The sequence below is a fragment of the Actinoplanes siamensis genome (assembly GCF_016862395.1).
GTDB lineage: Bacteria > Actinomycetota > Actinomycetes > Mycobacteriales > Micromonosporaceae > Actinoplanes > Actinoplanes siamensis.
This window is the reverse complement of the sequence record NZ_BOMW01000035.1, coordinates 23618-49032: the sequence shown is the minus strand read 5'-3', so window position 1 is coordinate 49032 and position 25415 is coordinate 23618. Positions and strand designations below refer to the sequence as shown.

The following is a 25415-nucleotide window of genomic DNA, read 5'->3' as shown; positions in this document are numbered from 1 at the left end:
CGCGAACGGCGACATCTCCCCTTGACGGGGGAACTCGCAGGCCTGGTTACGGGCACCCGGTCAGCATTTCGGGCGACTGTCGCACACTTGCCTTCCGCGCTGGACAAGCCACAATGCTGTGGTGCAAAACCAGACAACTAGTGACTCTTGGCAGCATCTGCTCGAAACGCCACGAAAGTCTTGGTGGGCCCGACTGCCGTTCGGTGTCCGCATGGCCGCCGGCGCCAGCGCGCTGCTGGTGGTCATCGGCGGTGGTATGGCCGGTGCCACCGGTCTGACCGGTGGTGATGGCCGCGACGAGACCGCCGAGCAGACGCTGGCCAACGACCCGGGCGCCGCGCACCTGGAACAGGATCCGGAGATCGTCAGCCGGGAGGCGGCCGCCGCCGCGCCACCGCCCAAGCGGCGCGTGCGCGTGCCGGTGCGGCCCGCGCCGCCGGTGGCTGCCGACCCGGCGCGGACCGCCGTGGAGACCGGGGCCGAGCTGCGGCGGGCGCGCGCCGAGGATCCGGCCGACCGGACCGGTCCGCGCCCGTCGCACACGTCGCCGAGGACCCGGATCGCCGCGAAGGGCGAGCAGAACCGGCGCGGCCAGCGGAGCCGGCCGGGCCGGCCCGCCCGGCCCGACCGCCAGGGCCGGAAGAGCGGCGCGGCCGAGCCGGTCGTCACCACCCGGACCGACGTGGAGACCCGGCCCATCCCGTACCAGACCAAGGTGGTCCGCGACGATTCGCTGCCGCGGGGCTACCGCAAGGTGCAGGCGCCCGGCATGGCCGGCGAGGAGATGACGCGTTACCTGGTCACGCTCGTCGACGGCAGGCAGGCCGCGCGGCGGGAACTGGACACCACGGTGGTCCGGCAGCCGCAGCAGCGGGTGGTGGTCTTCGGCGTCCGGAAGGACTGCGCGGGCTCCGGCGAGTTGTGTGTCCCACTCGGGCGGACCGCCTGCCCGGAGCCGGACCAGGACGCGGAACCGGACGAGCGGCCCGGGGCCGGCCCGCTCGTCGTCACCGGCGAGGATCTGTCGTTGCTGGACCCGGAGCTGCCGGCCGATATTCGGCTGGAACCGGCGACGGCGTGCTGAATAGGCTGGTGGCATGGCACTCTCCGATGTCGACCTGACCGCGATGGCCCAGCGGCTGGTCACCGTCCCCGGAGTGGTCGGCGTCGTGCTGGGCGGCAGCCGGGCGCGGCAGACCCAGACGCCGGCGTCCGACACCGACCTGGGCCTGTACTACCGGGCGCCGCTCGACACCGACCGGCTCGGCGAGCTCGCGATCGCGGTGGCCGGGGGCAAGGCCCGGGTCACCGCGCCCGGCGAATGGGGGCCGTGGGTGGACGGCGGCGGGTGGTTGCGCGTCGACGACCACCCGGTCGACTGGATCTACCGGGACCTGGACCGGGTGCGCGACTGCTGGGCCGCGGCCGAGCACGGCCGGTACGAGTTCCACGCGCAGGGCGGTCATCCGCTGGGGGTGCCGGACTTCGCGTACGCCGGCGAATTGGCCCTGGGCCGCATCCTGGCCGATCCGACCGGCGAGCTGGCCGCGCTGCGACGCCGCGTCCTGGTCTTCCCGAGGCCGCTGGCCGAGGCGCTGGTGGCCGGCCTCTGGGAGGCCGACTTCCTGGTCGGGCTGGCCCGCAAGGGCGTTCCCCGGTTCGACACCAGCTACGTCGCGGGCTGCCTGTTCCGGTTGGTCGGGGTGTGCGCGCACGCGCTGCACGGCGCGGCCGGGCAGTGGCTGATCAACGAGAAGGGCGCGGTCGCCGCGGCCGGGCGGCTGCCGGGCGCGCCGGCGAAGTTCCAGGAGCGGGTGGACGCCGCGTTCGCCGCGATCACCAACGATCCGCTGCGCCTCACGCTGGCCATCGACATCGCCGCCGATCTCGTGCTGGAGACCACCGAGGCGTGCGCGATGATGTTGCGATGACCGCGGACATTCCCACCATCCTGGCCACCAGCGCGGGTTTCCAGCGCGGCCGGCGGAGCATCTTCGACATCCGGCCGGGCCGCATCCACCACTTCGCGGCCGAGCTGGCCAATGCGACGCGGGCCCCGAAGATCTGCGTGCTCACCCAGGCGACAGGTGATCCCGACGCCCGGATCGGCGCGTTCTACTCGGCGTTCGCCGGGACCAGGTTCACCATGTCGCACCTGCAGCTGTTCCCGATGCCCAACGTGGACGACATCCGCGCGCACATCCTGGCGCAGGACATCGTCTGGGTCGACGGCGGCAGCGTGGCGAACCTCTGCGCGCTGTGGCGGGTGCACGGGGTGGACGAGATCCTGCACGAGGCATGGCAGGCCGGCGTCGTGATGAGCGGCGTGTCGGCCGGCTCGATCTGCTGGCACCAGGGCGGCAGCACGGACAGCTTCGGCCTGCGGCTGCGCGGTTTCACCGACGGGCTGGGCTGGCTGCCGTACAGCAACGGGGTGCACTACGACGCCGAGGAACAGCGCCGGCCGAAGATGCACGAGCTGATCGGCGACGGGACCCTGTCGGACGGCTACGCCACCGACGACGGCGCGGGGCTGGTCTACCGGGGCACGTCACTGGAGGAGGTGGTCGCGGACCGCGAGGGGCCACTGGGGTACCAGCTCAGGCGTGCCGACGACGGATCGGTGACGGAGACCGCCCTGCCGACCCGGGTTCTCCCGGAGTATCCGAACTGACCGGTCAGCGCAGCGCGACGGTCGCCCGGCCGGCGAGCACGGCCGGCCGCCGAGCCGCAAGGAGCGACAGGTTCCCGTGCTGGGCGGTGGCCCGGCGCGGCGGGAGGCCCGCCGGCCGCCGGTACGTCCTGCGACGCGGGCGATCGGCGGGCGGTGAGCCCGTGGCCGTCAGGAGGCGTGCTGCAGGATCGTGTTGTGAGCGTGGTGCGCCTTGTCCGAGCCGCGGAACTCGATCTCGTAGACGTGCTGTCCCACGGTGATGGCGATCTCGCCACTGGAGAAGAACTGGCCGGCCCAGCTCTTGTTGCTGACCACGCTGACCGAGCTCACCTTGTTGTACGGGATGCTGGTGATCGCGAACTTCTTACCGACGAACGACTTGTCCTGGATGATGATCCGGCGGTTCGTCAGCCCGAGGAAACCGGTGCCCACACCGATCGCGTCGTAGACGGCGATGATCGTCTCGCCCTCCAGCAGGCCACTTTCGACCTGCTCCAGCTGACTCTTGTTGTCGTAGATCACGTCTGCCATGCGCGGCAGCGTAGCCCGCGATCTCTACGGGTGATCGAGCACGGTGCGGTAGAAATCCTCGATGCGTGCGGCGAGGGTTACCTCACCGTGGGTGATCGCCTCGCCGTCCCGGTCACCCAGGCAGATCTGGGTGTGCCCATCGACGCGCCGGATCACCGGGCGGATCGCGAGTGTGTCCGCCGCCACCTTGATCCGCTCGGTCAATGCGGCATGCTGGCTGTCGTCGCACGCGAGATCGCGGCGCAGCTGCACGCCGTCCCGGGTCCAGCCGCCCAATAGCGCGAGGGCGTCGCTCAGATAGTCCGAGCCGGAGTTGTCCCGGCGTTTTCTAGCCCGCATGGCCGCACCCCCCGTTAGCGTTGTTGCCAGCTTGTGGCCGAACTGTCGCCGTGTCGTCATGGTCGGTAGGCACAGTGTCGTCCGTCGGGACAGTGATGTCCACGCCCACATATCCGTGTTTGGGGGACGATCAGGGCGGCTCGGGCAACCTGTTCGGCGGAGTTTTGTGCGATCTTGGATGCCATGCCGTCGGAACAGTACGTCAAGTCCCCGCCATCACCGAGGGTGATCGTCGCGGCGGTGATCATCGCGGGCGGGCAGGTGCTCGCCTGCCAGCGCAGCGCTCCGCCGGAGGCGGCCGGCAAATGGGAGTTCCCCGGCGGCAAGGTCGAGCCGGGCGAGACCGACCAGCGGGCGCTGGCCCGGGAGTGCGCCGAGGAGCTCGGGATCAGGGTACGGGTCGGCGACCGGGTCGGCCCGGACGTGCCGCTGGCCCACGGCCGTGCCGTGCTCCGGGTCTACGCCGTCGAGGTGCTCGACGGCGGCGTGCCGGAGGCGCTGGAGCACTCGGCTCTGCGCTGGCTGGCCGTGGACCAGTTGGACAGCGTCCCGTGGCTGCCCGCGGACGTCCCGATCGTCGCCGAACTGCCCGCCCTGCTGACCTGATTACTGCTTGCCCGAGTACTGCTTGCGCAGCTCCCGCTTGAGCACCTTCATGCTCGGCCCGAGCGGGAGCGACTCGGCGAACCGGACCTGACGCGGGTACTTGTGCTTGCCGAGCCGGTCCCGCGACCAGTCGATCAGCTCCTGCTCGGTCAGGCCCGGCTCGGCGGGCACCACGACGGCGCAGATCTCCTCGCCGTGCGTCGGGTGCGCCACCCCGATCACCGCGACCTGTTGGATCGCCGGGTGCCGGGCGATCACCTCCTCCACCTCACGCGGATAGACGTTGAAGCCGCCGCGGATGATCAGGTCCTTGGTCCGGTCGACGATGCTGATGAAGCCCTCGTCGTCCTTGACACCCAGGTCGCCGGTACGGAACCAGCCGTCGACGATGGCCTCCGCGGTCGCCTCCGGCCGGTTCAGGTAGCCGGCGAACACGTTGTGCCCGCGGACCACGATCTCGCCCAGCTCGCCGTCGGGCAGGAACTCGATCCGCTCCGGCACCTCGGGGCGCGCGATCTCCACCTCCACGCCCCAGACCGGATGACCGACAGTGCCCGGCTTGGCCCCGTACGCCGGCTGGTTGGTCGTCGCCGTAGGCGAGGTCTCGGACAGGCCGTAACCCTCCCAGATGTGCGAGCCGAACGCCTCGGTAAACCGCTCCAGCACCGCGACCGGCAGCGACGCCCCGCCGGAGACGCACAGTTTGAGTCTGGGCAGCCGTTCCGCCTTCGCCGCGGCCTCCAGCAGCCCGATGTACATGGTCGGCACGCCGTGGAAGATCGCCACGTTCTCCCGCAGCATCAGGTCGATCGCCGCCTCGCCGGAGAAGCGGGCCAGCAGCACCAGCGTCCCGCCCAACCGGAACGTCGCGTTCATCCCGACCGTCTGGCCGAACGTGTGGAACAGCGGCAGGCAGCCCAGCACCACGTCGTCGCGGGTGAGAGGGTGCACGTCGAACACGTTCACCGCGGCGTTCATCACCAGGTTCAGGTGGGTGAGCAGGGCGCCCTTGGGCTTGCCGGTGGTGCCGCTGGTGTAGAGGACCACCGCGACGTCCTCGGCCTGCCGGGTCACGTAGGTGTGCAGCGCCGGGACGGCCGCCGACACCTCCTCCAGCCGCCGCGGCGCGTCCGGCAGCCCGGCCGGCAGCGGGCCGACGTTCACCAGCGGGGTCCGGGCGATCCCCGCCGCGCCGGCGCCCACCTGCAGGAACGCGGAGTGGGTGACGATCAGGTCGGCCTGGCTGTCGGTCAGGACGTAGGCCACCTCCTCCGCTGTCAGCAGCAGCGAGACCGGCACGACGCGGGCGCCGACGGCCAGCGCGGCGTAGTAGACGCGGGGGAAGTCGGCGACGTTCGGGATCATCACGGCGACCGTGCTGCCCGGGCCGACGCCCAGCTCGCGCAGGCCTGCGGCGTACTCCCGGGCCTGCTGCCACAACTCGTGGTACGTGATCCGGGCGCCCGCGTCGACCACCGCCACCTTCTCCGGGTACCGGCGCGCGCTCTCCGCCAGAACTGTGGCCAGGGACAGAGTCGTCATGCTGGTTCCTTCCGGAGTGATGTACGTCGCAGCTAGCGCATAAACTAGCGGCGTAAGTTTTTGCGCGTCCAGTGCTGATTCCCGATTTCCAGGGATCCGGTTCGGAAGGAGTGCCCACATGGCTCGGCCACGGCAGGCGCTGCTCACCCGGGAGCGCATCGTCGAGGCCGCCTCGGCGCTGATCGACGCGGAGGGGCTGGACGCGCTCTCGATGCGGCGGCTCGCCACCGAGCTCGGGGTGCAGGGCCCGTCGCTCTACAACCACTTCGCCACCAAGGCGGAGATCGTCGACGCGGTCGCCGAGTCGGTGGTGGCGCAGGTCGACATCGAGGTGTTCGCCGACTCCGACTGGCGCGAGGCGCTGCGGCTCTGGGCGAAGTCGTACCACGCGGTGCTCGCCGCCCACCCGAACATCGTCCCGGTGCTGGCCACCGGCCCCGGCCGGCGCCCGCACGGGTTGGCCATGGCGGAGGCCGTCTACGGCGCGCTGATCGACGCCGGTTGGTCGCGGTCGCGGGCCACCCACATCGGCGCGCTGATGCGGTACCTGATCACCGGCTCCGCGCTCGGCTCGTTCGCGCTCGGCTTCGAGAGCGACCCGGAGCTCTACGACCGCTATCCGCACCTGCACCGTGCCCACGAGCTGTCGGCCCACCGCGCCGAGATCGACGAGGGCGCGTTCGAACTCGGGCTGGACGTGCTGCTCGCCGGCCTGTCCGACCACTACGACCAAGGGGTACGCCGATGACGTCGGAATTGCGGGAACAGCTCTACATCGGCGGCGCGTGGGTGCCGCCGGAGTCGGCGGCCCGGATCGAGGTGGAGAACCCGTACACCGAGCAGGTGATCGGGCACGTCCCGGCGGGCACGCCGGAGGACGTGAACCTCGCGGTCTCCGCCGCCCGGCAGGCCTTCGACGGCTGGGCCGGCCTGCCGGCGGCCGGGCGCGGCGCCGCCCTGGGCCGGCTGCACGAGGCGCTGGCCGCCCGGGCCGCGGACATCGCCCGCACGGTCGGACGGGAGCTGGGCACACCGCTGAAGGTGGCGCAGGCGGTCCAGGCCGGCCTGCCGCTCACGGTCCTCAAGGGGTACGCGGACCTGGCGTCCCGCCCGGCCGAGGAGGAGACGATCGGCAACTCGCTGGTCGTGCGCGAGGCGGCCGGCGTGGTCGGCGCGATCACCCCGTGGAACTATCCGCTGCACCAGGTGGTGGCGAAGGTCGGGGCGGCGCTGGCGGCCGGCTGCACGGTGGTGCTCAAGCCGAGCGAGCTGACCCCCCTGGTGGCGTACCTGCTCGTCGACGCGGCGGACGAGGCGGGCCTGCCGCCCGGCGTGCTGAACCTGGTCACCGGCACCGGCCCGGTGGTCGGCGCGGCCATCGCCGGCCACCCGGACATCGACATGATCTCGTTCACCGGCTCCACCGCGACCGGGCGGGCGATCACGCACGCCGCCGCGGACCGCATCGCCAAGGTCTCCCTGGAACTCGGCGGCAAGTCGGCGAACGTGATCCTGGAGGACGCCGACCTGGTCAAGGCGGTCAAGGTCGGCGTCGGCAACGCATTCCTCAACTCCGGCCAGACGTGCACCGCGTGGACCCGGATGCTGGTGCACCGCAGCCACTACGACGAGGCGGTCGCGCTGGCCGCCAAGACCGCCGCCGGCTACCCCGTCGGTGACCCGTTCGACCCGGCCACCCGGCTCGGCCCGCTGGTCTCGGCCGGCCAGCGGGAGCGGGTCCGCGGCTTCATCGAGCGCGCCGAGGCCCGGCTGGTGGCCGGCGGCCTGGACGCGCCGCTGCCGGACACCGGGCACTTCGTGGCGCCGACCGTCTTCGCCGACGTCGACCCGGAGAGCGAGCTGGCCCAGGAGGAGGTCTTCGGGCCGGTGCTGTCGATCATTCCGTTCGACACCGACGACGAGGCCGTGCGGATCGCCAACAATTCGAAGTACGGCCTGGCCGGCGCGGTCTGGGGCGGCGACGAGCACGCCCTGGCGGTGGCCCGGCGGATCCGCACCGGCGCGGTCGACGTGAACGGCGGCTCGTTCAATCCGTTCGCCCCGTTCGGCGGGTACAAGCAGTCCGGCGTCGGCCGGGAACTGGGCCGGTTCGGCCTGGAGGAGTTCCAGCAGGTGAAGGCGATCCAGCGATGACCCGCTACGTGTCCGGACTGGTCGTCCGGGAGACCGGCGGCCCGGCCGCCGTCGAGGAGCTGCGACTGCCCGAGATCGGCCCCGGGCAGGTGCGGGTCCGGGTCCGCGCGGCAGGCGTCTGCCACTCCGACCTTTCCATGATCAACGGTACGCTGCGGCCGCCGCACCCGCTCGTGCTCGGTCACGAGGCGGCCGGCGAGGTGGTCGAGGTGGGCGAGCACGTCACCCGGGCCGCGGTCGGCGACCACGTGGTGCTGAACTGGCAGCCGCCCTGCCGCGGCTGCTGGTTCTGCGAGCACGGGCAGCCGTGGCTGTGCTCCACGTCGTCCGGGGTGGCGGCGCTGGAGAACGGCATGACGCTGGACGGGGCGCCGGTGCACGTGTGCCTCGGGCTGGGCGCGTTCGCCGAGCAGGTGGTGGCGCCGGAGAACGCGGTGATCGCCGTACCCCGGGAGTTGGATTTCGAAGTGGCGGCCCTACTCGGGTGCGCGGTGCTGACCGGATCCGGCGCGGTCCGCAACACCGCGAGCGTACGGGCGGGCGAGTCGGTGCTGGTGATCGGGCTCGGCGGGGTCGGGCTGTCGGTGGTCGCGGCGGCCCGGGCGGCCGGTGCCGCGCAGGTGATCGCGGTGGACGTCACCGAGGCGAAGAAGGGCCTGGCGGAGGCGGCCGGCGCGACCGATTTCGTGGTCTCGTCGGACACGCTCTCCAAGGACGTGCGGGCGCGCACCGAGGGCCGCGGCGCCGACCACGCCATCGAGTGCGTCGGCCGGGCGTCGACGATCCGCGCCGCGTGGCGGGCCACCCGGCGCGGCGGCCAGGTCACCGTGGTCGGGATGGGCGCGGCCGACGACCTGGTGCAGCTGGCCGCGCTGGACATCTTCTCGTCCGCGCGGACGTTGCGGGCCTCGGTCTACGGCCAGGCGGACCCGGACGTGGCGGTGCCGGCGCTGGCCCGGGACGTGCTGGACGGCAAGCTGTCCCTGGACCACCTGATCACCGACCGGATCGGGCTGGCCGGCGTGCCGGCCGCCTTCGAACGGATGGCCCGGGGCGAGGGCGCCCGCTCGGTTGTCCGTCTGTGATCGCCGGGACCTCGCCGGGTCGCGTCCCGCGCCGGCGAGGTCCCGCACAGCCACGCGGCCGCCGGCTGCGCAACAGGGAGGCGGCCATCACTGAATGCTACGGTGACGCCATGACCGCGGTGCCCGAGTGGATGCGCCCGCCCCGCCCGGAGGGCTGGTTCGCCGACGACCTCGACCATCTTCCTGAAGCGCCCCGTCACACCGAGCTGATTGATGGAGCACTCGTCTTCATGATGTCTCCGCGGCGAATCTGGCACGCCATTCTCATCGATGAACTGCGGGGTGCCCTCCGGGCGCAGGCGCCGGCGGGCATCGAAGTCGTGCGGGAGATCACGATTCGACTGGACGACAAGAATCGTCCCGAACCGGATGTTCTGGTCACAGAGCAGCCCCGTGATCTGCGCCGCACCTTCTTCACGCCCGATCAGGTCCTCTTGGTGATCGAGGTGGTCTCGCCCGAGTCGGCGCACCGCGACCGGACAGTCAAGCTGCGCAAGTATGCGGAGTCCGGCATCGCGAACTACTGGATCGTCGAGGAAGAGGACGACGGGGCGCCTGTCGTCCACACCTACGAGCTCGATGGACCGACGCGCTCCTACGTGCCGACCGGAATTCATCGTGGCAAGCTGCGTATTCCCGTGCCGTTCGCGATCGAGCTGGATCTGGACGGGCTGCTCCCCGGCCGCACGAGCTGAGCCGCGGCGACCCTCGTGGACGTGGTCCCCGGGCGGTCGCCGGCGACCCGCTCAGCTGTCGGCGTTCGAGCCTCGCGTGAGCAGCGCGTGCACGCCGCGGGCCAGAGCGGTCCGGGCCGCCTCGACGGGCAGCTCCATCGCCTCCCGCCAGGTCGACCAGGTGGGCCACAGGCTGATCGCGGTCAACGCGTTCAGCAGATCCTCGTCGGACCCGATCTCCTCGGGAAACGTGCTGGTCAACTCGTCACGGACCCGGGACACGTGCACCCGCCGGTAGCGCTGCAGCGCGCTGGAGAACGGCTCCTTCAGCGCGGACGCCCGCGCCGCCGGCCCGATCTCCTCCAGCAGGCGGGCCCGCTGGTGGCTGAACCGCTCGATCCGGTCGGCCAGTGGCAGGCCCGGCGGGATCGGTCGGTACGACGCGTCGCGCTGCTCCAGCACCCGCTGCCCGCTGGCCGCCATCAGCGCCTCCATGTCGGCGAAGTGGCTCCACAGCGCGCGCAGCGAGACACCGGCGAGCTTGGCGATCCGGTCCGCGGTGGGGCGCAGGTCCCCGTCGGCGATCAACCGGAGGTGGGCGTCGACGATCGCGTTGCGGGTCCGCTCGGACCGCGCGGTGCGACCGTCCGCCCGCGGGGGTGTGGTCACGGGCGACTCCGGTACCGGTTCAGCTCCCGCCGGGCCAGCGACCGCTTGTGCACCTCGTCGGGGCCGTCGGCGAGGCGCAGCGTGCGGGCCGCCGCCCAGAGCGCGGCGAGCGGCGTGTCCTGGCTGGTCCCGGCCGCGCCGTGGGCCTGGATCGCCTTGTCCAGGATCCACTCCACGGTGGACGGCACCACGATCTTGATGGCCTGGATCTCGGTGTGCGCGCCCTTGTTGCCGACCGTGTCCATCAGCCAGGCGGCCTTGAGCACCAGCAGGCGGGCCTGCTCGATGCGGACCCGCGACTCGGCGATCCAGTCCTGGACCACGCCCTGCTCGGCGAGCGGTTTGCCGAACGGGGCGCGGGCCAGCGAACGCCGGCACATCAGTTCCAGGCCGCGCTCGGCCATGCCGATCAGCCGCATGCAGTGGTGGATCCGGCCCGGGCCGAGCCGCGCCTGGGAGATCGCGAAGCCGCCGCCCTCGACCCCGATCAGGTTGCTCACCGGCACCCGGACGTTCTCGAAGATCAACTCGGCGTGGCCGCCGTGGTCTCCGTCGGTGTAGCCGAAGACGGTCATGCCGCGCTTCACCGTGAGGCCCGGGGTGTCCCGCGGCACCAGGATCTGGCTCTGCTGCACGTGCCGTTCCGCGTCCGGGTCGGTCTTGCCCATCACGATGAAGATCCGGCAGTTCGGGTTCATCGCGCCGGTGATGTAGAACTTGTGCCCGTTGATGACGTACTCGTCGCCGTCCCGCTCGATCCGGGTGCCGATGTTCGTCGCGTCCGACGACGCGACCTGCGGCTCGGTCATCGCGAAGGCGGACCGGATGGTGCCGTCGAGCAGCGGCCGCAGCCACTGTTCCCGCTGCTGCGGGGTGCCGAACTCGGCGAGCACCTCCATGTTGCCGGTGTCCGGGGCGGCACAGTTCAGCGCCGCCGGGGCGATCGCCGGACTGCGCCCGGTGATCTCGGCGAGCGGCGCGTACTGCAGGTTGGTCAGGCCGGCGCCGTGCTCGCCGGGCAGGAAGAGATTCCAGAGCCCGGCGGCCTTCGCCGCGACCTTCAGACTTTCCAGTACGGCCGGAGGCTCCCAGCCGTCGGAGTGGTAACCGGCCTCGGCCGGGTACACGTGCTCGTCCATGAAGGCGAGCAGCCGCTTGCGGTAGTCCTCGGTCGTCGCGTCGAACTCGAAGTCCATCAGTGTCCTTCCAGCGCTCGGTGGCCCTGCTCGATCAGCTCGGGCACCATGGCGCCGACGGTGTCGAAGCCGGCGCCGACGGTCTGGCCCTTGGTGAAGCGGTAGTGCACGCCCTCCAGGATGACGGCCAGCTTGAACGCCGCGAACCCCACGTACCAGTGCAGGTCGCCGACGTCGCGGCCACTGCGCTCGGCGTACCGCGCGGCCATCTCGTCGAGCGCCGGGTGGCCGGGCAGGTCGATCGGGGCGACCGGCCGACCGTCCCGGATCAGCAGCGGCCGGCCCGCGTAGACCAGCATCAGGGCCAGGTCGCTGAGCGGGTCGCCGAGCGTCGACATCTCCCAGTCCAGCACCGCGTTGACCGTCAGACCGTCGCCGATCAGCACGTTGTCCAGGCGGAAGTCGCCGTGCACCACGGCGCCGGGCCCGCCGGCCGGGATGTCCGCGGCGAGCCGGGCGTGCAACTCCTCGATGCCGGACAGCTCGCGGCTGCGCGACGCGTCCAACTGCTGCTTCCAGCGGCGGACCTGGCGGGCGTTGAAGCCCTCCGGCCTGCCGAAGTCGCCCAGCCCGATCTCGCCGGGCACCAGGGCGTGCAGGTCGGCCAGCGTGTCGACGAGCCTGAGCGTCAGGCCGCGCAGGTCGACCTTCTCCAGGTCGGCGGCGTCCCGGTAGATCTTTCCGTCGACGTGCTCCATCAGGTAGAACGGCGCCCCGATGACCTCGGCGTCGGTGCAGAGCAGCACCGGGGCCGGCACCGGGAAGCCCGCCTTGGCGAGCGCGTCCAGGACCCTGTGCTCGCGGGCCATGTCGTGCGCGGTCGGCAGTACATGCCCGAGCGGCGGCCGGCGCAGCACCCAGCGGTTCGTCCCGTCGGTCACCGCGTACGTCAGATTGGACCGCCCGCCCGCGAACATCGTCCCGGTCAGCGGCGGACTGTCCAGGTAGTCCTGGAGCCTCTCCAGGTCCAGCCCCTTCATTCCCGCCCCTCGAAGCCGCGCTGCAACTTGTTCATGCCACCCAGCCAACGGTCCGGATCCGTCGCGCGCAAGCGGTAGTACTCCGCGACCTCCGGATGGGGCAGGATCAGGAAACCGGTGCCGGTCAGCGACTCCGCGACGTGATCGGCCACCGCGGCCGGCTCCAGCGCTCCCTCGGCGAGCAGCGCGGCGCTGCCGCTGCCGCGGGCGTTCCCGCTGGTCAGCATGTCGGTGCGGACACCCTGCGGGCAGAGCGCCTGGACGATCAGACCCCGATGGGCGTACGTGGCGCGCAGCCATTCCGCGTAGGCGAGCGCCGCGTGCTTGGTCACCGAGTAGGTGGCGCTGCCCAACAGGGTCAGCAGCCCGGCCGCGCTCACCGTGATCAGCAGCCGCTTCGGGGCGCCCGAGTCCAGCCACTGGGGCAGCAGCGCGCGGGTGACGTGGACGTGCGACATCACGTTCACCGCGAAGTCGCGGTCCCACTGCTCGTCCGGGGTGTTCTCGTCACCGGCGCTCAGCACGCCGGCGTTCGAGCAGAACAGGTCGATCCCGCCGAGCTCTTCCGAGGAGCGGGCGACCAGCCGTCGTACATCGGCCTCGGACGCCGCGTCGGCAGCCACCGCGACGGCGCCGATCTCCCGGGCCACCGCCTCGGCCGCGGCGGGGTTGATGTCGCTGACCACGACCCTGGCGCCGTCGGCGGCGAACCGCCGGGCCAGCGCGGCGCCGATCCCTCCGCCGGCGCCGGTGACGACGACGCGCCTCACTCGACCACCCCGGTCAGGGTGACGCCGCCGTCGAGCACGATGGTCTGCCCGGTGATCCAGGACGCGTCCGGCGAGCAGAGGAACGCCACCGTGCCGGCCACGTCCTCCGGCACGCCCAGGCGCTTGAGCGGGTACGTCGCGGTGACCTGCTCCTCCCGGCCCTCGAAGAGCGCTGTCGCGAAGCGGGTCTTGACCACGGCCGGCGCTACCGCGTTCACCCTGATCCGCGGCGCCAGCTCGACGGCCAGCTCCTCGGTGAGGTGGATCAGCGCGGCCTTGGTGGTGCCGTAGAACGCGATGCCGGGCGCCGGGCGGACCCCGGAGACCGACGAGATGTTGACGACCGAGCCGCCCTCGGACAGCCCGCCGCGCAGCGCCTCCTGCACCCAGCCGAGCGTGCCGATCAGGTTGACCTCGGCCATCTTGCGCGCGGCGTTCAGGTCCAGGGTGGCCAGCGTCCCGTACGCCGGGTTGATCCCGATGTTGTTGACCAGCGTGGTGACCGGCCCGAACCTCTCGTTCACCGCGTCCACCACCGCGCTCCGGTGGTCCGCGTCGTCGCCCTTGCCGGCCACCCCGAGCGCCACGTCCTCTCCGCCCAGCTGGGTGACCGCGGCCGCCAGCGCGTCCGCGTCCCGGCCGGTGATCGCGACCTTCGTCCCCTGGGCGACGAAGCGTTGCGCGATGGCGAACCCGATTCCCCGGCTTGCCCCGGTCACGATCGCCACTTGGTCCGCCATCGCACTCCTCCTCAGTCTTTATGCACTCAGCGTGCGAATATTACGCTGCCGGGATCCCGTTCTGCGGGGGCGTCACGGGTTGACCGGTGTACGGCTGCACCGCGCCGTCCGCGTCGTCGGTGGTCCAGGCCTGCCCGAAGAACACCGCCTTGCCGCCCTCGATCCGGGTGAGCTGCTGACCGCCGTACCCGGAATGATCCTTGTCGGAGAAGCGCAGCGGGACCAGACCCGGGCCCTGGAATCCGTTCCGGCGGACCGCGGCGGTGATCCCGTCGCGGGTCAGGTCCCTGCCCGCGGCCTGCAGCGACTGCACGAACAGGTACGCCACGGACATCCCGTAGACCACGTTGTTGTCGAACTCCGCGCCACCGTTGTACTGGTCGTTGACCTTCTTGAAGAGCTGGATCCACGGGTTCGGCGCGTCAGTGGTCAACGGCAGGTAGTTCGCCGAGACGACGCCCTCCAGCAGCGGCGCGGCCGCCCCCAGCGCCTTGCTGACCGTGGCCGGGTCGGCGCCCACGTTGCTGACCACGAACTGCGGCTTGAAGCCGATCTTCGCGGCCGTGCCGATCGACAGCGCGGTGAAGCCCGGGATCGTGGCGAGCAGCACCACCTCGCAGCCGGCCGCCTTGAGCGCGCCCATCTGCGGGCCCACGTTCGGGCTGCTGGTCACGTAGCTCTGCTCGGCCGCCACCGGGCCCAGGATCTTCTCGATCCCGGCCAGGCTGTCCCGGCCGAAGTCGTCGTCCTGGCCGAGGAAGCAGGCCCTCTTGCCGGCCAGGTTCTGCTTGACGTAACTGCCGAGGATCTTGCCCTCGACGGTGTAGTCCGGGTTGAAGCCGAACGTCTGCGGATACTTGTCCGGCTGGTTCCAGGTGCGGCTGCCGCTGGCCACGAAGAGGTCCGGCACCCGGTTGGTCTTCAGGAAGTCCAGCACGCCGGAGTGCGTCGCGGTGCCCAGGCCGTTCAGGATCGCGAAGACCTTGTCCTGTAGAACCAGCTCACGCACCACCTGCTGGGTGGTCGCCGGGTTGTAGGCGTCGTCCTTGACCTGGTAGGTGATCTTCCGGCCGTGGATCCCGCCGCCCGCGTTGACGAAGTCGAAGTAGGCCTTGGTGGCCGGTGAGATCTTGGCGTATCCGGCCGCGGCCGGTCCGGTCAGCGGCATGTGCGTGCCGACCACGACCTCGCTGTCGGTCACCCCCGGGACGCTGCCGCCGCCGGAACCGCTCTTCGAGGAGGAGCCCTCGCAGGCCCCGGCGAACAAGAGGACGGCGAGGAACACCGCCGTGGTGCGTTTCATCGTTTCCTCCTGAATATCGTGGACAATCGAAGGGAAGCCAGGCCGCCCGGGGCGGCCAGCATGACGACCACGAGCACCACGCCGAAGATCACCAGGGCCAGGTTGCCCTCCAGCCGTTGCGACCCGGAGCGTTCCCCGGCGGTCTGGGCCAGCGCGGGCAGCGCGACCAGCAGCACCGCTCCGCAGAGCGCGCCGGCCAGCCGGCCCAGGCCGCCGATCACGATGGCCATCACCAGGAACAGCGACAGGGTCAGCGGGAAGGCGCCGGGGGAGACGCTCTGCGCCAGGACCGCGAAGAGCGCGCCGGACAGGCCGGCGCAGGCGGCGCTGACGACGAACGCGAGGACCTGGGTACGGGCCACGTGCACCCCCGCCAGCCGGGCCGCGGTCTCGTCGTCCCGCACCGCGCGCAGGTCCCGCCCGAACCGCCCGCGCACCAGCACGGCCAGCAGCAACGCGGTGATCAGCGCGCCCGTCCAGCAGAGCCAGGCCTGCCACTGCTCCATCGCGACGGCGCCGGGCGGCGGGTCGAGCGCGATCGACAGGCCCATGTCGCTGTTGAACGTGTCGTCGAACGTGCTGGTCACCGACGGCACCACGACCGCCACCGCGAGCGTGAGGCCGGCCAGGTAGGGGCCGCGCAACCGGGCCGCGGCCAGCCCGATCACCACGCCCGCCAGCGTCGTGACGAGCAAGGCGGCGGCGAAGCTGAGCGGCAGGGCCAGCCACCGGTTCTGGGCCAGCGCGAACGTGTAGGCGCCGGTGGCCATCAGGGCGCCGTGCCCCAGCGACAGCTGCCCGTTGAGTCCGGTGAGGACGGTCAGGCCGGCGGTCACCGTGAAGTAGGCGCCGACGGTGGCCAGCTGGTAGTTCCGGAACGGCGGGAGGTAATGGGTGAGGGCGGCGACGAGCACGGCGCCCGCCACGGCGTACCAGATCGGATGGGGCGTCTTCTTCCTCTTGAAAGCCTTGCTCTGTACGGCCTCCGTGGCGCGCTTCTCCCGGACGTCCGTCATGCCAGCCTCGCCTTCGAGCTCGAGAACAGCCCGCCCGGCCGGCCGAGCAGCACCACCACGAGCAGGAGCAGCACCGCCATCGGGGCGACAGTCGCGCCCAGGTAACCGCTGACGTAGGAGAGCAGCAGCCCGACGATCAGACCGCCGGTCACCGCGCCGATCGGGCTGTCCAGGCCACCCACCACGGCGGCGGTGAACGCGGACACGAACACCACGTCCATCGCCGTCGGGTGCAGGCCCAACTCGGTCGGGACCACCAGCATCCCGGCCAGCGACCCGACCGCGGCGGCGAGCGCCCAGCCCAGCGTCAACATGCCGCCGACCGGGACGCCGAGCAGCCGGGACACGTCCGGGGCGAACGCGGCGGCACGCATCCGCAACCCGGCCGCCGTGCGGGTGAACAGCAGCGTGAGCGCGACGACCACCGCGCCCACCGCGGCGAACACGAACACGTCGTACCGGCTGAGCAGCGCGATCCCGCCGACGTCGAACGCGTCCCGGCGGAACGGGGTGGTCACCGGCCGGTACTCGTTGCCGTAGACCATGCCGAGCACCCCCTGTGTGATCAGCACCAGGCCGAGCGCCACGACCACGCCGTTGAGCGGCGACGAGTGGTCCACGAAGCGCATCACCGCCTTCTCCACGGCGATGCCCAGCAGCAGGCCGAAGACCAGGGCGGCGGCGAAACCGAGCCAGTACGACCCGGTCGCGCCGGTCACCGAGTACGCCACGTAGACGGCGGCCACGGCCATCGCGCCCTGAGCGAAGTTGACGATCCGGGCGGCTCGCCAGATCAACACCAGGGCCAGCGCGAACGCGGCGTACACCGCGCCCCGGCTGAGCCCGTCGAAGGTCAGGTAGAAGAATCTGTCCATCCTCTCGGCCCCTCCTCTCGTCCTCGTCAGAAACCCAGGTAGGCGTGCCGCAGGTCGGCGTCGTCGCGCAGGTCGGCGGCGGAGTTGCGGGTGACCACGCGGCCCAGCGACAGGACGATGCCCTCGTCGGCGACGGAGAGCGCGCTGCGCACGTTCTGCTCGACCAGCAGCACCGCGAGCCCGGTGCGGTCCCGCAGCTCCCGCAGCAGCGCCAGGATCTGCGCGGTGATCCTCGGGGCCAGGCCCAGCGACGGCTCGTCGAGCAGCAGCAGCCGGGGCCGGCCGATCAGGGCGCGGCCCAGCGCGAGCATCTGCCGCTCGCCGCCGGAGAGTTGGTGCCCGGCGCTGGCACGCCGTTGTGCCAGCGCCGGAAAGAGGTCGTAGACCTCGTCCAGGGCGCGCGCCGCGTCCGCGCGGTCGCGTCGCCAGAGCCCGCCGAGCCGCAGGTTCTCGTCGACGGTGAGCTCGGTGACCACCCCGCGGCCCTCCGGCACGTGCGCGATGCCGCGGCGGACCATCTGCTCCACCTTGACGTCGCGCAGATCCTCGCCGTCGAACACGATCCGGCCGTGGTCCGCTTCGACCAGGCCGGACAGGGCGCGCAGGAGGGTGGTCTTGCCGGCGCCGTTCGCTCCCAGCACGGCGACGATCTGGCCGGGCCGCACGGTGAACCGGACGTCGTGCAGGACCGGCGCCGCGCCGTAGCCGGCGGTGAGATCCTCGACCTCCAGGAGGCCGCTCTGCTTCCGGTAGGGCTCGTCCGGGTTCACGGCCATGCCGCACTCGCCTCCCCGTTCGCGTTCATGCCGCGGTTCCCAGGTAGGCCTCGGTCACCTTTTCGTTCGCTCTGATCCCGGCGGGCGTGCCGAGCGCGATCGGCTTGCCGAAGTCGAGCACCAGGATCTCGTCGCAGACCGACATGACCAGATCCATGTGGTGCTCCACCAGCAGGACCGTGGTCCCCGCCGTCTTGATCAGCCCGGCCAGCCAATGGATCTCGTCGGTGTCCAGCCCGCCGGCCGGCTCGTCGAGCATCAGGATCCGGGGCCGGGCGGCGAGGGCGCGAGCCAGCTCGATCCGCTTGCGGACCGCGTAGGGCAGCGTCCCCGGATACGCGTGCGCGTATTCCGCGACGCCGCACCTCTCCAGAGCCGCAAGGGCGTCCTGTTCGGACTGCCGTGCCCGCCCGGCCGGCCACCCGCGCCCGGCCGGTTCCTCTCCGGAGCGGAAGCCACGCGCGCCGACCAGCACGTTCTCCAGCACGGTCAGCCCGCCGAACTGCCCCACCCCCTGCAGCGTCCGGGCGATTCCGAGCCGGTTCAGCCGGTGCGGGCGCGGCTTCCAGCTCCGTCCACCGAGGCTGATCTGCCCGGCGCTGGGCGTCACGAACCCGCAGATGACGTTGAAGAGCGTGGTCTTGCCGGCCCCGTTCGGCCCGATCACCCCCACGATCCGCCCCGCCGGAACCCTCAGCGAGACGTCATCAAGAGCGACCAGCCCACCGAAGCGAACCGTTATCTGGTCGAGCACAAGCTCAGGAACAGGGGTTTTCGTCGACATGGCCACCTCGTTCGGACAGCTTTAGTCCACAGTGGAGCGTGATGGTCAACTATTTACACTAGGAGTGTAACTTTCTGATCCGCCTCGTCAACTACTTGCAACGCCCCCGTTACCTGGCGCGAACATGGACCGCACCGAAAAGCTGTGATCAGCGCAGACGCCGTTGCCGGCGGGCGGATGAGCCGCCGGCCCGCCGCCAGGTGGACGGACGGCCACCACGAGACCCGGGACCGTGACCGCGCCCGCCCACGGACGGCAACAGGCTGATCAGGCGCCGGCTCCGCCGGCAGCGGCGCCAAAAGGCAACGCCGGGTCCACCGGCGAACGAGGCCATCCGGCCACGAACGGCGTCACCGGGCGGCGCCGAACACCGGGCCCGCCCCGTGCTAAGCCACCCCGCGAGGCCGGAACTGCACGCTGATCCGCGGCCCCACCCCGCGAGCCGTCTTGGGCACCGCGTGCTCCCAGGTCCGCTGGCAGGACCCACCCATCACGATCAGATCCCCGTGCCCCAACGGGAACCGCAACGTCTCCCGCCCGCCGGCCCGGGGCCGCAGCAGCAAATTCCGCGGCGACCCCACCGACACGATCGCCACCATGGTGTCCTCGCTGGCCGACCGCCCGATCGTGTCGCCGTGCCAGGCCACGCTGTCCCGCCCGTCCCGATACAGGCACATTCCCGCGGTCACGAACTCCTCGCCCAGCTCGGGGGCATAGTGCGCGTTCAGCGCCGATCGCGCCTCGACCAGTGCCGGATGCGGCAGTGGCTCGCCCGCCCCGAACCACCGCAGCAGCCGGGGGACGTCCACCACGCCGTCATACATCTTCCGCCGCTCGGCCCGCCAGTCGATCCCGAGCAGGGTCTCGAACACCGCGTCGGACCCGTGCAGCCACCCCGGTAGCAGGTCGACCCAGGCGCCGGCGGTGAGCCGATGCCGGGTCGCCCCGGCCAGCGGCTCGAGGGCGGGGCCCGAGCCCGCCGGTGTCATCAGGTCGAGCATCGAAGGCTGATAAGCACTGCTCATGCCGCAATATTAGTACTGATGTTCGGCTCTTCGGCCGGCCCTGTGGACAACTCCCACGCCATCGGCTCCGCCACCACCGGGTCCGCCCTGATGGCCGCCGCCCGCCGCGGCGGCCTGCGCCCGGCCGGGCAGATCGAGCCGCTGGTCGAGCGGATGGACGGCGGCTATCCGCACCACGCCGCCTCAACGGGGTCGCCGGCCCCGGGCCCGACCGCGTCCTGGAGGACTCCTTCGCCTTCGGGCTCAAGCGCCTGCTCGACGGCCTCGCCCGCCGGCTAGGCGAAAATTCAAGAACCGGAACCGCGGAACCGAATTGATCCGGTACGACGTGAAGCCCGCCGATCACCGACGATGGTCGGCATGTCACTGACCATCCGGGACGCCACGGCCGCCGACGCGCACGCCTGCGCCGCCGTCTACCGCCCATACGTGCTAGACACCGCGATCACCTTCGAGACCGAGCCGCCGACCCCGGCCGCGATGGCCGTCCGGATCGCCGAGTCCGCGGCCACCCACGCCTGGCTGGTCGCCGAGGACGCCGGCCGGGTGATCGGCTACGCCTACGCCCGCCCCTTCGCGGCCCGGCCGGCCTACCGCTGGTCCTGCGAGGTCAGCGTCTACCTGGAGCTGGGCCGCCGCCGCACGGGCGCCGGCCGGGCTCTGTACGGGGTGCTGCTCCCCACGTTGGCCGCCCGCGGGTTCCGGGTGGCGGTCGCCAAGACCACCCTTCCGAACGAGCCGAGCCTGGCGTTGCACGCGGCACTGGGCTTCCAGCCTGTCGGCACCCACTCCCGGATCGGCTGGAAGCACGGCGCCTGGCACGACGTCACCATCACCCAGCTCTTCCTGACCGACTCCACCACCCCGCCGGCCGACTTACGCTGACCGCCTCGGCCCCCGCCGACTCACTCCGGCCGACTGTGCTCCGCGCTCCGCCGGCCGGTGCCCGCCGACCGCCGGAACCCGCGCTGGTCCACCGCGGCCGACGGGCTCCGCGCTGCGCCTGCCGAACCTCACCGGCGGCCCGGGCACCGGCCCATGCCTGCCGGCAGACCCCGGCCCGCCGTCGGCCGACCTCTCGGCTCAGGTCAGTCGGTGGCGAGGCGGGCATGCTGGTGCATGTCGTGCCAGCCGTCGGCATGGCGGGCCTCGGCTCGCTTCGTGCCCTCGGCCGGGAAACCCGCCCGGGTGGCGACGCGGCAGGAGGCCGTGTTCGCGGTGGAGTGGTTCAGCTCCAGCCGATGCAGGCCGAGATCGGTGAAGGCCCAGTTCGTCAGAGCGGAAAGCGCGCGCGGAGCGATGCGGCGTCCACGGGATCCGGGCAGCACCCAGTAGGAGATCTCGGCCGACCCGCCGTCCAGGTCGATCCTCCGGAAGCTGATCTGCCCGACCGCCCGGCCACTGTCCGACGCGGCCGACCCGCCGCCGTCCGACCCGGCCGAACCGTAGTTCTCCGGCCCGGACGCCGCGCCGCCGTCCGGCGGCGACAGCTCCCCGGTGTCGACGACGGCCCAGCCCGCCCCGGTCTCCGACCGCCAGCGGTGCGGCCAGGCCGCGATCCAGGCCGCGGCCTCCTCCGGGGTCATGGTCCGGCAGTGCCACTGCTGAATGGCCGGATCGGCATACCCCGCGACGACCGCCGCCCGGTCCGTCTCCCGCCACGGCCGCAACAGCACACCATCGCCCCGGATCTCCGGCTGTGCCGACCCGGCAAACGTCCCAGCGGCAAGAGCGGGCGACACGAACGACGGCATGCGCCAACTCTAGGCGTCACCCGACAGCCCCCGTCGCACCGTTCCGCCGCCGGCTCCCCAGCTGGTCTCCAGGGGTGTTCCGCGGGTCCGGAGAGACCCCTGACTGCCGGCCGGCAGCCGGCGGCGCGGGCCGCGTCCGGGAGTGGGCCGCGGCGTCGCGCGCGGGGAGTGCCAGGGGCTGAGGTGCGGTGGGGCGGCCAGGGACGTACCCGGGAACGGGTTTCAGGGGTGGCCGGCGGACCGGTCGGTCTCCGGGTGGTGGTAGGAGACATGCTCCGGCGGGAGCGGGAACGTCATGTCCTCGCCGAACGGCGACGGGCCGCCCTGGACGGGCGCCGCCAGCTCGGCGATCTCCAGCCGGCCGTCCGGGCCGACCGGCGGCCCCTCGGGCAGGCGGGCGCTGGTGTAGGTCATGCCGGCGCCGATGCCGGAGACGCCCTCGGAGGTGGACGGGGCCATGTTCTCCAGCTGGTCGCGGCGGAAGATCTTGCGGCCGAGCCGGACCAGAGGATCGTAGCGACGATCCACGACGCGCTCCTTCATCGGGATGATGGCGTTGTCGGTGATCTTGATGTGCTCCGGGCAGACCTCGGTGCAGCACTTGGTGATGTTGCAGAAGCCGAGGCCCTGACTCCGCTGGGCGTACTGCTTACGGTCGGTGCGGTTGTCCAGCGGGTGCATGTCGAGCTCGGCGGCGCGGATGAAGAAGCGTGGGCCGGAGAAGGACTCCTTGTTCTCCTCGTGGTCGCGGACCACGTGGCAGGTGTTCTGGCAGAGGTAGCACTCGATGCACTTGCGGAATTCCTGGCTGCGCTCCACGTCGACCTGCTGCATCCGGTACTGGCCGGGGGCGACGCCGGGCGGCGGGGCGAAGGCCGGGGTCTCGCGCGCCTTCTCGTAGTTGAAGGAGACGTCGGTGACCAGGTCCCGGATCACCGGGAAGGTCCGCAGCGGGGTGATCGTGATCGTCTCGTCAGGGGTGAACGTGGACATCCGCGTCATGCACCCGAGCCGGGGCATGCCGTTGATCTCCATCGAGCAGGAGCCGCACTTGCCGGCCTTGCAGTTCCACCGGCAGGCCAGGTCGGGGGCCTGGGTGGCCTGCAGGCGGTGGATGATGTCCAGCACGACCTCGCCGTCGTTCACCTCGACGTCGAAGTCCTTCAGGTCGCCGCCGGACGAGTCGCCCCGCCAGACGCGGAAGTGTCGGTTCACTCTTCCCCCAGCTCCTCGTCGGTCAGGTACTTCGCCAGCTCGCTGCGATCGAACAGATCCAGCAGCTCGGGTGGCATGGCCGGCACCGGCTTGCGGTCCAGGCGCACCTCGCCGGCCTCGTCGAGCGAGCAGACCAGGTTGATCCGCCGCCACTGCGGGCTCATCTTCGGGAAGTCCTCCCGGGTGTGCCCGCCGCGCGACTCCTCGCGCTCCAGCGCCGCCTTCGCCGTGCACTCCGAGACGATCAGCATGTTGCGCAGGTCGAGGGCTAGGTGCCAGCCCGGGTTGTAGCGCCGGCCGCCGACGGCCGCGACGTCCGCCACCCGCAGCCGCAGCTCGTGCAGCCGCTTGAGGGCCTCGCCGAGCTCGCCCTCCCGGCGAATGATGCCGACCAGGTCGCCCATCACCGCCTGCAGGTCCTGCTGCAGGGTGTACGGGTTCTCGCCCTGCTCGCGCGCCAGCGGCGCGAGCGCCACCTCGGCGGCCGCTGCCACGTCCACCCGGTCCGGCTTGGGGCGCCTGGGCAGCGAGTCCACGTACGCCGCGGCGTGCTCACCGGCCCGTTTTCCGAAGACCAGCAGGTCGGAGAGGGAGTTCCCGCCCAGCCGGTTGGAGCCGTGCATGCCGCCGGACACCTCGCCGGCCGCGAACAGCCCCCGCACCGAGCCGGCCGCCGCGCCGGTGTCCGGGTCCACCTCGACGCCGCCCATCACGTAATGACAGGTCGGCCCGACCTCCATCGGCTCCTTGGTGATGTCGACGTCGGCCAGCTCCTTGAACTGGTGGTGCATCGACGGGAGCCGCCGGATGATCGTCTCGGCCGGCATCCGGGTGGAGACGTCCAGGAAGACCCCACCGGCCGGGCTGCCGCGCCCCGCCTTGACCTCGCTGTTGATCGCCCGGGCCACCTCGTCGCGGGGGAGCAGCTCGGGCGGCCGGCGGTTGTTGTCCGGGTCGGTGTACCAGCGGTCGGCCTCCTCCTCGGTCTCCGCGTACTGCTTGCGGAAGACGTCCGGGACGTAGTCGAACATGAACCGCTTGCCCTCGGAGTTGCGCAGCACCCCGCCGTCGCCCCGGACCGACTCGGTGACCAGGATGCCCTTGACGCTGGGCGGCCACACCATGCCGGTCGGGTGGAACTGCAGGAACTCCATGTTGATCAGGGTGGCGCCGGCGCGCAGGGCCAGCGCGTGGCCGTCGCCGGTGTACTCCCAGGAGTTCGAGGTGACCTTGTAGCTGCGGCCGACGCCGCCGGTGGCGAGCACCACCGCGGGCGCCTCGAAGAGCAGGAAGTCGCCGGATTCGCGGTAGTACCCGAAGGCGCCGGCCACCCGGTCGCCGTCGAGCAGCAGCTCGGTGATCGTGGTCTCCTGGAACACCCGGATCCGCGACTCGTAGCTGCCGGTCTCGGCGAAGTCCTCCTGCTGCAGCGAGACGATCTTCTGCTGCAGGGTACGGATCAGCTCCAGGCCGGTGCGGTCGCCGACGTGGGCGAGCCGCGGGTACTCGTGGCCGCCGAAGTTCCGCTGGGAGATCTTGCCGTCCTTCGTCCGGTCGAACAGCGCCCCGTACGTCTCCAGCTCCCAGATCCGCTCCGGGGCCTCCTTGGCGTGCAGCTCGGCCATCCGGAAGTTGTTCAGGAACTTGCCGCCGCGCATGGTGTCCCGGAAGTGCACCATCCAGTTGTCCCGGCTGTTCACGTTCCCCATGGCCGCCGCGGCGCCGCCCTCGGCCATCACCGTGTGCGCCTTGCCGAACAGCGACTTGGAGATGATCGCGGTGCGCTTGCCGGCCAGCCGGGCCTCGATCGCCGCGCGCAGGCCCGCCCCGCCCGCGCCGATCACCACGACGTCGTACAGATGGCGTTCGGTTGTGGTGGTCATCGTCGTCCGCCTCCTAGCCGATCAACCGCAGGTCGGAGAACCACTCGGCGGAGACCGCCATGATGTAGAAATCGGTCAGCGCGAGCGTCCCGAGGGTGATCCAGGCCAGCTGCATGTGCCGGGTGTTGAGCTTGGACACGAACGTCCAGAGGCGATAGCGCACCGGGTGCCGGGAGAAGTGCTTGAGCCGGCCGCCGGCGATGTGCCGGCAGGAGTGGCAGGACAAGGTGTACGCCCAGAGCATGATCACGTTGCCCCAGAGGATCACGTTGCCCAGCCCGAGACCGGTGGTCTGCGCGCGGACCGCGTCCCAGGTGTTGATGATCGAGATCAGGAAGGCGGCGTAGAACGCGTACCGGTGGGCGTTCTGGAACACCAGCGGGAACCGGGTCTCGCCGGAGTACCGCCGGTGGCCGTCGGGCACCGCGCAGGCCGGCGGGGAGAGCCAGAACGCCCGGTAGTACGCCTTCCGGTAGTAGTAGCAGGTGAGCCGGAAGAGCAGCAGGAACGGCAGCGTGAAGGCCGCCTCCGGAATGAGCCAGGAGTTCGGCAGGGGAGTGCCGAACTCGGCGGCGTCGCCGCACCGGTCGGTGAGACACGGCGAGTAGAACGGCGTCAGATAGTGGTAGTCCGCGACGTAGAAGTCCCGGTGCAGGAACACCCGGACGGTCGCATAGATCACCCAGGCGCTCAGCCCGAGGACCGTGATCAGTGGCGCCAGCCACCATCGGTCGGTCCGGAGTGTCCGTGCCGAGATGGCCGCGCGTGCGCGACCCGGCCTTGTTGCCGTCGTCGTCATGTCATCCCCCTGCCGGTGCCGCGCC

28 protein-coding genes are annotated in these 25415 nt (G+C 71.5%); 10 read left to right on the top strand and 18 right to left on the bottom strand.

The genetic code is table 11. The annotated features are described in order from the left end of the window. Positions 1-211: 211 nt before the first annotated feature. From Asi03nite_RS19295 to Asi03nite_RS19285, 3 genes are read left to right on the top strand one after another with little or no spacing between them, the layout of a single operon-like run. The gene (locus Asi03nite_RS19295) at positions 212-1084 is read left to right on the top strand and encodes a G5 domain-containing protein (protein ID WP_203681566.1); all 873 of its coding nucleotides are present in this window, start codon (positions 212-214) and stop codon (positions 1082-1084) included. Between the two features lie 13 nt (positions 1085-1097). Beyond that, on the top strand, positions 1098-1931 hold the full coding sequence (locus Asi03nite_RS19290) for a nucleotidyltransferase domain-containing protein (RefSeq protein WP_203681564.1): 834 nt from the start codon (positions 1098-1100) through the stop codon (positions 1929-1931). Further along, positions 1928-2674: a Type 1 glutamine amidotransferase-like domain-containing protein gene (locus tag Asi03nite_RS19285; RefSeq protein ID WP_203681562.1), complete on the top strand. Its 747-nt coding sequence runs from the start codon at positions 1928-1930 to the stop codon at positions 2672-2674. The genes Asi03nite_RS19290 and Asi03nite_RS19285 overlap by 4 nt, the downstream gene beginning before the upstream one ends. A 168-nt stretch (positions 2675-2842) precedes the next feature. Here Asi03nite_RS19285 and Asi03nite_RS19280 read toward each other — a convergent pair whose 3' ends face one another. After that, positions 2843-3205: a PH domain-containing protein gene (locus Asi03nite_RS19280; RefSeq protein WP_203681560.1), complete on the bottom strand. Its 363-nt coding sequence runs from the start codon at positions 3203-3205 to the stop codon at positions 2843-2845. 24 nt (positions 3206-3229) lie between these two features. Next, a complete protein-coding gene (locus Asi03nite_RS19275) occupies positions 3230-3544 on the bottom strand; it encodes a pterin dehydratase (protein WP_203681558.1) in 315 nt (104 codons plus the stop codon). A gap of 183 nt (positions 3545-3727) precedes the next feature. On the opposite strand from Asi03nite_RS19275, the gene Asi03nite_RS19270 reads away from it, so the two are divergent. Then, positions 3728-4150: a (deoxy)nucleoside triphosphate pyrophosphohydrolase gene (locus tag Asi03nite_RS19270; RefSeq protein ID WP_203681556.1), complete on the top strand. Its 423-nt coding sequence runs from the start codon at positions 3728-3730 to the stop codon at positions 4148-4150. Here the strand turns inward: Asi03nite_RS19270 and Asi03nite_RS19265 are convergent, their stop codons facing one another. Beyond that, on the bottom strand, positions 4151-5692 hold the full coding sequence (locus tag Asi03nite_RS19265; protein ID WP_203681554.1) for a long-chain-fatty-acid--CoA ligase: 1542 nt from the start codon (positions 5690-5692) through the stop codon (positions 4151-4153). A gap of 118 nt (positions 5693-5810) precedes the next feature. Between Asi03nite_RS19265 and Asi03nite_RS19260 the strand changes: the two genes are divergently transcribed. The 4 genes from Asi03nite_RS19260 to Asi03nite_RS19245 all read left to right on the top strand — a co-directional run bounded on the left by Asi03nite_RS19260 (position 5811) and on the right by Asi03nite_RS19245 (position 9626). Then, complete coding sequence (locus Asi03nite_RS19260; RefSeq protein WP_203681552.1) at positions 5811-6440, top strand: TetR/AcrR family transcriptional regulator; 630 nt, start codon at positions 5811-5813, stop codon at positions 6438-6440. Beyond that, positions 6437-7846 (top strand): aldehyde dehydrogenase family protein, encoded by a 1410-nt coding sequence (locus Asi03nite_RS19255; RefSeq protein ID WP_203681550.1) that lies wholly within the window; start codon positions 6437-6439, stop codon positions 7844-7846. Before Asi03nite_RS19260 ends, Asi03nite_RS19255 begins: the two co-directional genes overlap by 4 nt. After that, the gene (locus Asi03nite_RS19250; protein WP_203681548.1) at positions 7843-8931 is read left to right on the top strand and encodes an alcohol dehydrogenase catalytic domain-containing protein; all 1089 of its coding nucleotides are present in this window, start codon (positions 7843-7845) and stop codon (positions 8929-8931) included. The genes Asi03nite_RS19255 and Asi03nite_RS19250 overlap by 4 nt, the downstream gene beginning before the upstream one ends. A 110-nt stretch (positions 8932-9041) precedes the next feature. Continuing rightward, a complete protein-coding gene (locus Asi03nite_RS19245) occupies positions 9042-9626 on the top strand; it encodes a Uma2 family endonuclease (RefSeq protein WP_203681546.1) in 585 nt (194 codons plus the stop codon). 51 nt (positions 9627-9677) lie between these two features. Here the strand turns inward: Asi03nite_RS19245 and Asi03nite_RS19240 are convergent, their stop codons facing one another. The 11 genes from Asi03nite_RS19240 to Asi03nite_RS19190 form a co-directional block, all read right to left on the bottom strand. Next, positions 9678-10274, bottom strand: a complete 597-nt coding sequence (locus tag Asi03nite_RS19240; protein ID WP_203681544.1) for a TetR/AcrR family transcriptional regulator — start codon at positions 10272-10274, stop codon at positions 9678-9680. After that, positions 10271-11470, bottom strand: coding sequence for an acyl-CoA dehydrogenase family protein (locus Asi03nite_RS19235; protein ID WP_203681542.1), 1200 nt, complete (start codon positions 11468-11470; stop codon positions 10271-10273). The genes Asi03nite_RS19240 and Asi03nite_RS19235 overlap by 4 nt, the downstream gene beginning before the upstream one ends. Continuing rightward, the gene (locus Asi03nite_RS19230; protein WP_203681539.1) at positions 11470-12450 is read right to left on the bottom strand and encodes a phosphotransferase family protein; all 981 of its coding nucleotides are present in this window, start codon (positions 12448-12450) and stop codon (positions 11470-11472) included. The genes Asi03nite_RS19235 and Asi03nite_RS19230 overlap by 1 nt, the downstream gene beginning before the upstream one ends. Further along, positions 12447-13220: an SDR family oxidoreductase gene (locus Asi03nite_RS19225; protein ID WP_203681537.1), complete on the bottom strand. Its 774-nt coding sequence runs from the start codon at positions 13218-13220 to the stop codon at positions 12447-12449. Before Asi03nite_RS19225 ends, Asi03nite_RS19230 begins: the two co-directional genes overlap by 4 nt. Next, a complete protein-coding gene (locus Asi03nite_RS19220; protein WP_203681535.1) occupies positions 13217-13960 on the bottom strand; it encodes an SDR family oxidoreductase in 744 nt (247 codons plus the stop codon). The genes Asi03nite_RS19225 and Asi03nite_RS19220 overlap by 4 nt, the downstream gene beginning before the upstream one ends. A gap of 40 nt (positions 13961-14000) precedes the next feature. Then, a complete protein-coding gene (locus tag Asi03nite_RS19215) occupies positions 14001-15263 on the bottom strand; it encodes an ABC transporter substrate-binding protein (protein ID WP_203681533.1) in 1263 nt (420 codons plus the stop codon). Further along, positions 15260-16279, bottom strand: coding sequence for a branched-chain amino acid ABC transporter permease (locus tag Asi03nite_RS19210; protein ID WP_203681531.1), 1020 nt, complete (start codon positions 16277-16279; stop codon positions 15260-15262). The genes Asi03nite_RS19215 and Asi03nite_RS19210 overlap by 4 nt, the downstream gene beginning before the upstream one ends. Continuing rightward, entirely contained in the window at positions 16276-17154 is an 879-nt protein-coding gene (locus Asi03nite_RS19205; RefSeq protein ID WP_203681529.1) for a branched-chain amino acid ABC transporter permease, read from the bottom strand. Before Asi03nite_RS19205 ends, Asi03nite_RS19210 begins: the two co-directional genes overlap by 4 nt. A 26-nt stretch (positions 17155-17180) precedes the next feature. Next, on the bottom strand, positions 17181-17930 hold the full coding sequence (locus Asi03nite_RS19200) for an ABC transporter ATP-binding protein (RefSeq protein ID WP_203681528.1): 750 nt from the start codon (positions 17928-17930) through the stop codon (positions 17181-17183). A gap of 25 nt (positions 17931-17955) precedes the next feature. Then, on the bottom strand, positions 17956-18714 hold the full coding sequence (locus tag Asi03nite_RS19195; protein WP_203681527.1) for an ABC transporter ATP-binding protein: 759 nt from the start codon (positions 18712-18714) through the stop codon (positions 17956-17958). Between the two features lie 386 nt (positions 18715-19100). After that, on the bottom strand, positions 19101-19739 hold the full coding sequence (locus tag Asi03nite_RS19190; RefSeq protein WP_203681526.1) for an alpha-ketoglutarate-dependent dioxygenase AlkB: 639 nt from the start codon (positions 19737-19739) through the stop codon (positions 19101-19103). Positions 19740-19757: 18 nt separating this feature from the next. Here Asi03nite_RS19190 and Asi03nite_RS19185 point away from each other — a divergent pair, with 18 nt between their 5' ends. Together Asi03nite_RS19185 and Asi03nite_RS19180 are read left to right on the top strand one after the other, a co-directional pair. Next, complete coding sequence (locus Asi03nite_RS19185) at positions 19758-20018, top strand: hypothetical protein (protein WP_203681525.1); 261 nt, start codon at positions 19758-19760, stop codon at positions 20016-20018. An 81-nt stretch (positions 20019-20099) separates the two neighbouring features. Beyond that, positions 20100-20624: a GNAT family N-acetyltransferase gene (locus tag Asi03nite_RS19180; RefSeq protein WP_203681524.1), complete on the top strand. Its 525-nt coding sequence runs from the start codon at positions 20100-20102 to the stop codon at positions 20622-20624. Positions 20625-20827: 203 nt separating this feature from the next. Here Asi03nite_RS19180 and Asi03nite_RS19175 read toward each other — a convergent pair whose 3' ends face one another. The 4 genes from Asi03nite_RS19175 to sdhC form a co-directional block, all read right to left on the bottom strand. Further along, positions 20828-21493: a GNAT family N-acetyltransferase gene (locus tag Asi03nite_RS19175; protein WP_203681522.1), complete on the bottom strand. Its 666-nt coding sequence runs from the start codon at positions 21491-21493 to the stop codon at positions 20828-20830. 222 nt (positions 21494-21715) lie between these two features. After that, entirely contained in the window at positions 21716-22708 is a 993-nt protein-coding gene (locus tag Asi03nite_RS19170) for a succinate dehydrogenase/fumarate reductase iron-sulfur subunit (protein ID WP_203681520.1), read from the bottom strand. Next, entirely contained in the window at positions 22705-24591 is a 1887-nt protein-coding gene (locus Asi03nite_RS19165) for a fumarate reductase/succinate dehydrogenase flavoprotein subunit (RefSeq protein ID WP_203681518.1), read from the bottom strand. The genes Asi03nite_RS19170 and Asi03nite_RS19165 overlap by 4 nt, the downstream gene beginning before the upstream one ends. Before the next feature lie 13 nt (positions 24592-24604). Then, positions 24605-25390 (bottom strand): succinate dehydrogenase subunit SdhC, encoded by a 786-nt coding sequence (gene sdhC, locus Asi03nite_RS19160; RefSeq protein ID WP_203681516.1) that lies wholly within the window; start codon positions 25388-25390, stop codon positions 24605-24607. Positions 25391-25415: the final 25 nt, after the last annotated feature.

Bases quoted from the DNA above. Each gene is read 5' to 3' on its own strand.
- Asi03nite_RS19295 (WP_203681566.1), top strand. From the start codon at position 212: ATGGCCGCCGGCGCCAGCGCGCTGCTGGTGGTCATCGGCGGTGGTATG.
- Asi03nite_RS19290 (WP_203681564.1), top strand. From the start codon at position 1,098: ATGGCACTCTCCGATGTCGACCTGACCGCGATGGCCCAGCGGCTGGTC.
- Asi03nite_RS19285 (WP_203681562.1), top strand. From the start codon at position 1,928: ATGACCGCGGACATTCCCACCATCCTGGCCACCAGCGCGGGTTTCCAG.
- Asi03nite_RS19280 (WP_203681560.1), bottom strand. From the start codon at position 3,205: ATGGCAGACGTGATCTACGACAACAAGAGTCAGCTGGAGCAGGTCGAA.
- Asi03nite_RS19275 (WP_203681558.1), bottom strand. From the start codon at position 3,544: ATGCGGGCTAGAAAACGCCGGGACAACTCCGGCTCGGACTATCTGAGC.
- Asi03nite_RS19270 (WP_203681556.1), top strand. From the start codon at position 3,728: ATGCCGTCGGAACAGTACGTCAAGTCCCCGCCATCACCGAGGGTGATC.
- Asi03nite_RS19265 (WP_203681554.1), bottom strand. From the start codon at position 5,692: ATGACGACTCTGTCCCTGGCCACAGTTCTGGCGGAGAGCGCGCGCCGG.
- Asi03nite_RS19260 (WP_203681552.1), top strand. From the start codon at position 5,811: ATGGCTCGGCCACGGCAGGCGCTGCTCACCCGGGAGCGCATCGTCGAG.
- Asi03nite_RS19255 (WP_203681550.1), top strand. From the start codon at position 6,437: ATGACGTCGGAATTGCGGGAACAGCTCTACATCGGCGGCGCGTGGGTG.
- Asi03nite_RS19250 (WP_203681548.1), top strand. From the start codon at position 7,843: ATGACCCGCTACGTGTCCGGACTGGTCGTCCGGGAGACCGGCGGCCCG.
- Asi03nite_RS19245 (WP_203681546.1), top strand. From the start codon at position 9,042: ATGACCGCGGTGCCCGAGTGGATGCGCCCGCCCCGCCCGGAGGGCTGG.
- Asi03nite_RS19235 (WP_203681542.1), bottom strand. From the start codon at position 11,470: ATGGACTTCGAGTTCGACGCGACGACCGAGGACTACCGCAAGCGGCTG.
- Asi03nite_RS19230 (WP_203681539.1), bottom strand. From the start codon at position 12,450: ATGAAGGGGCTGGACCTGGAGAGGCTCCAGGACTACCTGGACAGTCCG.
- Asi03nite_RS19220 (WP_203681535.1), bottom strand. From the start codon at position 13,960: ATGGCGGACCAAGTGGCGATCGTGACCGGGGCAAGCCGGGGAATCGGG.
- Asi03nite_RS19215 (WP_203681533.1), bottom strand. From the start codon at position 15,263: ATGAAACGCACCACGGCGGTGTTCCTCGCCGTCCTCTTGTTCGCCGGG.
- Asi03nite_RS19210 (WP_203681531.1), bottom strand. From the start codon at position 16,279: ATGACGGACGTCCGGGAGAAGCGCGCCACGGAGGCCGTACAGAGCAAG.
- Asi03nite_RS19205 (WP_203681529.1), bottom strand. From the start codon at position 17,154: ATGGACAGATTCTTCTACCTGACCTTCGACGGGCTCAGCCGGGGCGCG.
- Asi03nite_RS19200 (WP_203681528.1), bottom strand. From the start codon at position 17,930: ATGGCCGTGAACCCGGACGAGCCCTACCGGAAGCAGAGCGGCCTCCTG.
- Asi03nite_RS19195 (WP_203681527.1), bottom strand. From the start codon at position 18,714: ATGTCGACGAAAACCCCTGTTCCTGAGCTTGTGCTCGACCAGATAACG.
- Asi03nite_RS19190 (WP_203681526.1), bottom strand. From the start codon at position 19,739: ATGAGCAGTGCTTATCAGCCTTCGATGCTCGACCTGATGACACCGGCG.
- Asi03nite_RS19185 (WP_203681525.1), top strand. From the start codon at position 19,758: ATGTTCGGCTCTTCGGCCGGCCCTGTGGACAACTCCCACGCCATCGGC.
- Asi03nite_RS19180 (WP_203681524.1), top strand. From the start codon at position 20,100: ATGTCACTGACCATCCGGGACGCCACGGCCGCCGACGCGCACGCCTGC.
- Asi03nite_RS19175 (WP_203681522.1), bottom strand. From the start codon at position 21,493: ATGCCGTCGTTCGTGTCGCCCGCTCTTGCCGCTGGGACGTTTGCCGGG.
- Asi03nite_RS19165 (WP_203681518.1), bottom strand. From the start codon at position 24,591: ATGACCACCACAACCGAACGCCATCTGTACGACGTCGTGGTGATCGGC.
- sdhC (WP_203681516.1), bottom strand. From the start codon at position 25,390: ATGACGACGACGGCAACAAGGCCGGGTCGCGCACGCGCGGCCATCTCG.